9 protein-coding genes are annotated in these 8,437 nt (G+C 44.0%); 4 read left to right on the top strand and 5 right to left on the bottom strand.

All coding sequences use genetic code 11. The features are described from left to right. Window positions 1–83: 83 nt before the first annotated feature. Window positions 84–1,207 (top strand): IS3 family transposase gene (locus tag EO130_RS06580; RefSeq protein ID WP_417935513.1). Its coding sequence is split into 2 segments (ribosomal slippage): window positions 84–336 and window positions 336–1,207, totalling 1,125 coding nucleotides; the frame shifts between segments, so codons are not numbered across the junction. Window positions 1,208–1,402: 195 nt separating this feature from the next. On the opposite strand, the gene EO130_RS06585 is transcribed toward EO130_RS06580, so the two are convergent. Beyond that, entirely contained in the window at window positions 1,403–1,849 is a 447-nt protein-coding gene (locus EO130_RS06585) for a DUF4174 domain-containing protein (RefSeq protein WP_206513131.1), read from the bottom strand. Window positions 1,850–2,107: 258 nt separating this feature from the next. On the opposite strand from EO130_RS06585, the gene EO130_RS15545 reads away from it, so the two are divergent. Beyond that, entirely contained in the window at window positions 2,108–2,896 is a 789-nt protein-coding gene (locus EO130_RS15545) for a collagen-like protein (RefSeq protein WP_206513132.1), read from the top strand. 48 nt (window positions 2,897–2,944) lie between these two features. Here the strand turns inward: EO130_RS15545 and EO130_RS06595 are convergent, their stop codons facing one another. After that, complete coding sequence (locus tag EO130_RS06595; protein ID WP_127140736.1) at window positions 2,945–3,454, bottom strand: PepSY domain-containing protein; 510 nt, start codon at window positions 3,452–3,454, stop codon at window positions 2,945–2,947. Between the two features lie 70 nt (window positions 3,455–3,524). After that, window positions 3,525–4,085, bottom strand: coding sequence for a YceI family protein (locus tag EO130_RS06600; RefSeq protein WP_127140737.1), 561 nt, complete (start codon window positions 4,083–4,085; stop codon window positions 3,525–3,527). A gap of 265 nt (window positions 4,086–4,350) precedes the next feature. Between EO130_RS06600 and EO130_RS06605 the strand changes: the two genes are divergently transcribed. Together EO130_RS06605 and EO130_RS06610 are read left to right on the top strand one after the other, a co-directional pair. Beyond that, window positions 4,351–5,349: a sensor histidine kinase gene (locus tag EO130_RS06605; RefSeq protein ID WP_127140738.1), complete on the top strand. Its 999-nt coding sequence runs from the start codon at window positions 4,351–4,353 to the stop codon at window positions 5,347–5,349. A gap of 3 nt (window positions 5,350–5,352) precedes the next feature. Then, the gene (locus tag EO130_RS06610; protein WP_127140739.1) at window positions 5,353–6,045 is read left to right on the top strand and encodes a LytR/AlgR family response regulator transcription factor; all 693 of its coding nucleotides are present in this window, start codon (window positions 5,353–5,355) and stop codon (window positions 6,043–6,045) included. 53 nt (window positions 6,046–6,098) lie between these two features. Here EO130_RS06610 and EO130_RS06615 read toward each other — a convergent pair whose 3' ends face one another. Together EO130_RS06615 and EO130_RS06620 are read right to left on the bottom strand one after the other, a co-directional pair. After that, complete coding sequence (locus EO130_RS06615; protein WP_127140740.1) at window positions 6,099–7,748, bottom strand: solute:sodium symporter family transporter; 1,650 nt, start codon at window positions 7,746–7,748, stop codon at window positions 6,099–6,101. Window positions 7,749–7,807: 59 nt separating this feature from the next. Next, on the bottom strand, window positions 7,808–8,437 hold a 630-nt coding region (locus tag EO130_RS06620), incomplete at its 5' end, for an apurinic/apyrimidinic endonuclease family protein (protein ID WP_470299658.1).

Here is an 8,437-nt window from a genome sequence, read left to right on the forward strand (position 1 = left end):
TGACCTCCTCCCGTTAAACCGGACAGTTTAGAATTAGAGAATTCCGGGCGGATAAATGTTTAACTTTAAACAAGTATTTGCTTATGAAACGATCAAAGTATTCTGAGTCGCAGATCGTATTTGCGATCAAACAGGCGGAGACGGGGACCCGTATCCAGGAGGTATGCCGCAAGATGGGCATCAGCGAGGCCACGTTCTACAATTGGAAGAAGAAATATGGCGGGCTTGGTGTCTCCGAACTACGGAGGCTGAAGAACCTGGAGGAGGAGAACGCACAGTTGAAGAAACTGGTCGCCGACCTGAGCTTGGACAAACAGATCCTGCAGGACGTGCTGAAAAAAAAGTTCTGAGACCGTCCCGAAAGCGCGGGATGGTCGAAAATATAAGGATGGAGTACAATATTTCCGTCCAGCGTTGCTGCAAGCTCATATTGCTGCACAAGAGCGTTTTCTATTACAGGGCCAAGGGCCGTAGCGATGAACTGTTGCGCATGCGGATGAACGAGATTGCCGCCGTCAGGGTACGTTACGGGTTCTGGCGTATCCATATCCTTTTGAGACGGGAGGGTTTCATGGACAACCACAAACGCATGTACCGGGTCTATTGCGAGGAAGGTCTGAACCTGAGGAGCAAGCGGCCCAAACGGAACCGTTCCGCCGCACACAGACAACCCGCAGAGGGGAACGCCTCTAGTTTGAACGAATGTTGGAGCATGGATTTTGTCTCGGACCAGTTGTACAACGGGAGCCGTTTCAGGGCATTGACTGTAGTGGATAACTATAGCCGCAAGTGTTTGGCCATCCATGCGGGAAAGTCTCTTAAAGGAAGTGATGTCGTACAGGTAATGGAAGCCATTACTTTTGGGAACGAAGTGCTGCCAAAGCGTGTCAAAGTGGATAATGGAAGTGAGTTCATCAGTAAGGTATTGGACAAATGGGCCTATGGGAACAATGTCGAACTTGACTTCTCAAGGCCAGGAAAACCAACGGACAATCCTTTTATCGAAAGTTTTAATGGCTCATTTAGGTATGAGTGCCTGAACGCCAATTGGTTCTTCTCCTTGGAGGATGCCCAGGAAAAGTTCGATATTTGGAAAGAGGACTATAACAATTATAGACCGCACAGCTCGTTGGGGGACATGTCTCCCAACGAGTACATCGAAATGAATCAAAATAGCCCCGATTCTCTAGTTATGACCGGTACCTAATATTGGGAGGAGGTCAATAGCCCCGATTCTCTAGTTATGACCGGTACCTAATTTTGGGAGGAGGTCAGAATAAAAACCATTTAAAGTTGCAACTTTCGTCAACAAGGGGAGCAAAACGAGAAAGAGCTGTACAAAAGTGCGGCTCTTTTTTTGTTTTCGACTCCAACTCTCCGGCTTATCTATGGGTTAGAAGCCTCAATTCTTAATTTCATTTCGTCGCATGGGCATTGCATCTATAATGCTGAACAGGTCTTCCAGTGAAACGATGTAATTTTTACGAAGTTTAATTCCGCCGTCCAGTCCAATGAGGATGATTTCAAACGCTTCGTTTTGATCTAGCATGGATTTGACTCCTTTTTCAACAAGTTTTCCAGTGTAATTCTTCGAGCTGTTGGTGTAATCCGTAAAAGAGAAATCATTCTGCCGAATGGCATAAAGCACCAACCTTCTATCCTTTAGTTCCTCCTGTGCATCTTTGAATTCCGTGAGTTGGTCTTCGAACCTTTCTGAATGGTCAGCTACAGTTTTTATGATAAGGACTCTATTTTTCCACTGGTGGTTATTTAAATTTTGTGCAGACATATGTATCGTGGTAATACAGCTAATAAAGATTAGGATTTTTAATATAAGCGGATTGTTCATCTTATTCATTTTTTTGGGATGGAGTAGGATTACTTGTACCGTTGATTACAATTGTTCCGGATACCCCTTAAAAGTTAGTCATATTTTTTGAGCTAAGTGGCTTTATATATTCCGATGATGATTCATCAAAAAATCATTCATACAAGTTGTCTACACACAACAACTATAAGATAAGACACAACAAATTGTAAGATAATTCATAACAATTTAAAAGATAATGACGTTGTAGGCATCGTAACATAAAAACCAAACTGTACTATGAAGTTATTTAGAAAATTAGCAATCGCTGCCATGGTCACTGCATCCATTTGTTTACATCTTTCCTGTTCTGTTGAAGATGGGGTCGATGGTCTCATGGGGCCTCAAGGTGAACAAGGTGAAGTAGGACCACAGGGTGAGCCAGGGCCACAAGGACCTCAGGGGGAACAAGGAGACCCAGGTCCACAAGGCGAACAGGGTCCTCAAGGTCAACAAGGTCCGCAAGGCGAGCAAGGGGTTCCAGGTACCGATGGGAATGATGGGGTTGATGGGGTTGATGGTCAAGATGGTAACATGAACGTAATTGCCAGCGATTGGTTACATGTGCCTGCTGTATTTGATTTATTCGAGTACTCCGAAAGCTACCCTTTACTGACCTTTGATTGGGATGTTCCCGAGTTAACCGAGGAAATCGCCAATGGTGGCGTAGTGATGGTTTATGCCCAGATCTATATTTATGGAACGAATGGGGTGGAAACAGTACCGAATATGGACAATATCGTTTCCCTGCCACAACAAGTCATCGTTATTTATAATGAAGATGAAATTGGCAAGGATGTATTTGATTATTCGTTTTCTCCGGGAAATATTTTGATATACATTTATTCGGAATCAATCATCATGAATCAAGAAGTCTTCAAGAGAGCCTCTATGGCCAAAGAAGAGGAACTGGAAATAAGTTTCAGATATGTTTTGGCGCCATCGGGCACATTGGGGAAAGCCACCATCGAAAACCTAAAAAAGATGACCTATGAAGAGGCGGTAGCCTATTTGGGCATCAATCCTTAGTGTATGAACATAAAAAAGAAAGCCACCGAACTCGGTGGCTTTCTTTTTTTATACCATTAGCAAGACTATCGTCAGCAGAAAACCTGCCGCGGCAAAATAAAGACCCTTTTTGTAAATGGGTGCAGAGGGGCGAAACATAAAAAAAGCCGAAACTGCAAAAAACAATAGGGATATGCCGAAAAAAATACCCAACCAAAACAATGGATTTCCCATGTGCATTTTATGAAGCTTGTTCATGCTTTCCAAAATGGCGGGCAAACGTTTTTCCGTGTAGGAGGCCTCACCTGTTTTCATATTGTAGGTGCCGCCATCAAAGTACACGAGGTCGCCCTCAGTTTTGTCCACTTTAAAACCTCTTTTGCGTAGTGCAGAGCCAAGGGCTTCTTCCTGCAAATTAGGTTCAAGCGTCTTCTCCACTTGGTATTCGCTTTTCAAATAATCGGTGTTTCGAAACGTAAGCACAATGCCACTAATGGCGTAAACGGCCATGATCCCGGCCAAAAAGAACCCCAAATACCGGTGGAATTCCCTAAAGGTGTTTTCTGATTTTCTTCCCATGTTAAGTTTGTTGTAAATAAAGAAGAAAGGCCGCATTGGCCTTTCTTGCTCTTAAAGGGGTAAATTTCGTTTATTGTTGGGCCATTTCCAAGTGAATGGTCATTTCCACTTCATTTCCAATTGAGGCAGACTCTTCTCCCACACCAAATTCCAATCGGTCAATGGTTCCGGTAAGCTTTAGTCCAGCCTTCAATTTGTTGCTCCGTTGATTGGTAATAATTCCGTTCACTTTTCCGTCCAGGGTCAACTCCTTGGTCGTACCGTGTATGGTGAGATTTCCAGTGACCTTGAAAGTATTATCGCCAGTTTTTTCAAAACTGCTGCTCTCAAAGGTAATGTTGGGGTATTTTTCCGCATCAAAAAAGTCAGGACTTCTTAAATGGTTGTCGCGTCTTTCATTGTCCGTATCAATACTGGCCGTTTTGATGTCCACGGAGAATTTCGCATTATCAAAGGCTTCGGTGGCCATAGCGGTCACTTCAAAATCGCTAAAAAGGCCTTCCACTTGGGAAATCATCAGGTGGGTGATGCCAAAACCGACCTTGGAATGTGCTGGGTCCGATTTCCACGTAGATTGGGCGCTGACCATCAAGCTGGTCAATAATACTGTCGTTAGGAATAATTTTTTCATGATGGTATGATTTTTAGTGTTCGTTCCGATGTTGACTTTGGCAAAGGATTGTCCATTTGCCAAATCACTTCTATTAAATATGCGTAAACTAAAGGTGAAATCGAAATATTTTCTGCGAACAACAGGGGTTAACCCTCAATCAACCAATAAATTAAGGATTGTAATGGGGTAAATGTCGTTGACAGGCTAAAGTTGGTTGTTGGTAAAACTGCTTTTCTTTTCCCCGAGTTTTATCTCTAGTTTTGGACTTATTAATTCAAGTGTATTGATTTCACGTAAGGAACTTCTTTTTCAAATTGTATTGCACATATTGGTGCTCTTGTTCTTCTCTTTCAACAGAAACACAGGTGCCATTATGGTGCACAGGGCTATATTTTTGACCTTTTACAGTCTTGCCACCGTTTCTGTTACTTATTATTTAATGCCCCATTTCCTATATCGTAAAAAGTACTGGCAGTTTTTTTTAGGTGCCACCATTGTGGTTGCCGTAGTGATTTTGATAGAGGAACTTGTGCTGGAGCCTATCATATTTCCCGATTCCGATAGGGGAAAGACCTTTCCTGGGATCTATGTCTCCCTTTTGGGTGTTTTGCCCGTAATGTGCATATTGTCCGGCTTTAAGTTTGGATGGGATGCCCTTAAAAAGCAAGCCCAGATAGATGAACTGGAATCCACCATTCAAGAAAGTGAGCTGCAGTTTCTTCGAAGCCAGATCAATCCCCACTTTCTGTTCAATAACCTTAACAATTTGTACTCATATGCGCTTCAAGAATCGCCGAAGACGCCAGAAATCATTCTGGAAATGAGCGGAGTTCTCCGATATATGCTTTACGAGTCCAAGGAAAAGCTAGTTCCCTTGAAAAAGGAGCTTGAGCAACTTGGAAACTTTATACGGCTCTACAAACTGCAGATTGAGGACAGGGGAGAAGTGCACTTTGATGTGGACGACATTAAAGGGGATTACAGGATTGCCCCTTTGATTTTGATCGTGTTCATTGAAAACGCCTTCAAGCACAGTCAGTCCGGTCAGTCTTCAGATATCAAAATTGATATATCGGTAAAACTGAAAAATTCCTATTTGGAGTTCCATTGCAGAAATAACTACGAACCTGGTTTTAGTTTGGACAGTGTGGCCAAAGGCATCGGCCTTAAGAATGTAAAAAAGAGATTGGAGCTGCTTTACCCAAAAAAGCATATTTTGCAGATTGAAGAAGCCGATAACAGCTATCATGTGTACCTGAAGCTGGAATTGGAAAAAGTGTAGGTTATGAGATGTATCATTGTCGAAGATCAACCACCGGCCCAACGCATATTGAGAAAATTTATACAAGATGTGCCCACGCTGCAGTTGGTAGAAGTGTTCTCCGATGGGCTCAAGGCTATGGAATTCCTCAATACCGAATCTGTTGACCTGATGTTCTTGGATATCCATTTGCCCAAGATCAACGGGTTGGACTTCCTAAAGAGCATACCCAATCCGCCCAATGTGATATTGACCACGGCATTTTCCGAATACGCCTTGGAAGGCTACGACCTTAATGTGGTGGATTACCTTTTGAAACCCTTTTCCTTTCAACGTTTTTTGCAGGCCGTGAACAAGGTGAACGCCAAATACGAGCAAGAAGGCTCAAAGAGTGGAGGTATTCCCCTTACGGAAATCTACGTGAAGTCCAGCCACGAACACATCAAGGTCCTGGTGAATGATATTTATTCAATCACTTCAGATTCCGATTATACAGAGATTCATTTGGAGGACAAAAAAATATTATCCAACGAACCGCTTCGCCATTGGGTCGATGTGTTAGGGGGCAATCAGTTTTATCAGATACATAAGTCCCACATCATCAACACCCAGAAGATCGATCGAATTTCCGGAAATTTGGTCTCGCTAACCAATGGTGCCAAAATTCCTATGGGGAGAGCTTACAAGGACAATTTTTTAAAGAGCATCTTACCATAAAAAAGCCAGGAGATAACCCCTGGCCTTTTGTAAGTTTTTTTGATTTCGCGTATCTACTTGGCAAAGTAGATGTAAATGGCAATTACAATAAAGGCAATGATACCACTTGCCAATTTTACATGTTTCCAAGGCTCTATGGAAACTTGTTTGGTGTATTCCAACTGGAATGGCTCCTTTCTCGGATAGAACTTTCCTATGAGTAGCATAATGATGATGTTGGACACAAATAATATGGCCATCACGTGCAAATAGTGCGGGTACGCTCCGGCCTCGATTAAATTGAGCTCGGCAGGGTCCGTGATTCCATTCGCCTTGGCTTCGGCAAGGGCATTTGCCACCATTTTTGGCCCAATGATGAATTGGCTGATGATGTAAAGCGCAGACCCTGAAAGAATTCCGATTTTGGCAGCAATCGCCGGAACCCGTTTGGTAAGGTAACCCACCACGATAATCGTGAAGATGGGAATACTGTAAATCCCGTTGATTTCCTGTAGATAGTTGAACAAACTTCCCGCATTTGCGATCAGCGGAGCAATGAACATGGCTGCCAAGGCCAAACAAACCCCAAAAATCTTCCCGTATTTTACCACGGTCATTTCTGAAGCCTCTTTATTGAGATGTTGTTTATAAATGTCTATTCCAAATAAGGTCACCGAACTGTTGAGCACACTATTGAACGAGCTTAAAATGGCCCCGAACAGTACCGCGGCGAAAAAGCCCATCAACGGTTTGGGCAGTACGGCCCGTACCAGTTCTGGATACGCAAGGTCGCTGCTGGCAAGCCCGCCTTCAAAATAGTAGTAGGCAATCATTCCGGGCAGAACAAGGATGATTGGGCCTAGAATTTTCAAAAAAGCGGCCAATAACAGTCCTTTTTGACCTTCAGCCAGGTTTTTGGCCCCCAATCCACGCTGAATAATTTGTTGATTGGTCCCCCAGTAGAATAGTTGAACCAGCATCATTCCCGTAAATATGGTGGAAAAAGGTACTTCTTGGCCTGGGTTACCAGTAGAATCAAAACGTTCGGGATTTGCGTTCATCAAGGTCTCAAGTCCTCCAAAAACGCTTCCATCACCAATGGCCATCAAACCAAAAATAGGAATCAATATACCACCAACGATTAGACCTACGGCATTGATACTATCGGATACGGCCACAGCCTTTAATCCTCCAAAAACCGCATAAATGGAACCAATGATGCCAATTCCCCAAATACAAATCACAAGGGCGGTGGAGTCGGAAACTCCGAGGAGTTGCGGAACATCGAACATTCCACTGATGGCGACCGAACCCGAATACAATATCACCGGCAACAAAACTACTACGTAGCCTGTCAAGAACAGCCCAGAGGTGATGGTCTTCGTGGAAACATCGAAACGTTTGGCCAAAAACTGCGGTACTGTGGTGAGCCCGCCCTTTAAATATCTTGGGAGCAGGAACAGTGCCGTGACCACAATGGCAAGTGCTGCCAAAGTTTCCCAAGCCATAACGGAAAGACCATCCTTGTAAGCGCTTCCGTTCAGTCCAACGATTTGTTCGGTGGATAAATTGGTCAATAACAGCGATCCTGCAATAACTCCTGCAGTAAGGCTTCTGCCTCCCAAAAAGTAGCCGTCAGAAGATGATTCATCGGTTTTTCTAACGGACCACCAAGAGATGATACCCACCATAAGAGTGAAACCCAAAAATGAAATAAGTGCCATAAATTAGATTTTGATGTCTTGGCTTGGCGCCAAAACGGTTTGTTTAGTTGGTTATAAAATCAAATATACTGATTGATTATATTCTCGAACAATTCTTGCTGACCGCTTGTCTTTTTAATGTTCGGATGTGCCGTGGCATGGGCGTAAAGGTCTTCCAGTGAAAGCTGGCCTTCCTCAAATGCCTTTCCCGAACCAGCATCAAAGGAAGCATAGCGATTCTTACGTAGGCTAAGATACTTGGAGTTTTCCAAAATATCGTTTGCGGCCAATAAGGCCCTTGCAAAGGCGTCCATTCCCCCGATGTGCGCATGGAAGATGTCCTCGAGGTCGGTGGAGTTCCTCCGTATTTTCGCGTCAAAGTTTATGCCCCCACCTTGGAATCCGCCGGCCTGGAGGATGACCAACATGGCCTGAGCCAGTTCGTAAACGTCCACGGGGAACTGGTCGGTGTCCCAACCGTTCTGGTAATCCCCTCTGTTGGCATCGATACTGCCCAGCATATTGTTGTCCGCGGCCACTTGCAGCTCGTGCTCAAAGGTATGCTGGGCCAAGGTGGCATGGTTGACCTCGATGTTGAGTTTGAAATCGTCCAAAAGGTCATATTTGGTAAGAAAACCGATTACGGTCGCCACATCAAAGTCGTATTGGTGCTTGGTGGGCTCCATGGGCTTTGGTTCGATGAAGAAGGT

Origin of the sequence: Flagellimonas marinaquae (genome assembly GCF_003992675.1) — a bacterium.
In the GTDB taxonomy this organism is placed as follows: Bacteria; Bacteroidota; Bacteroidia; order Flavobacteriales; family Flavobacteriaceae; genus Flagellimonas; species Flagellimonas marinaquae.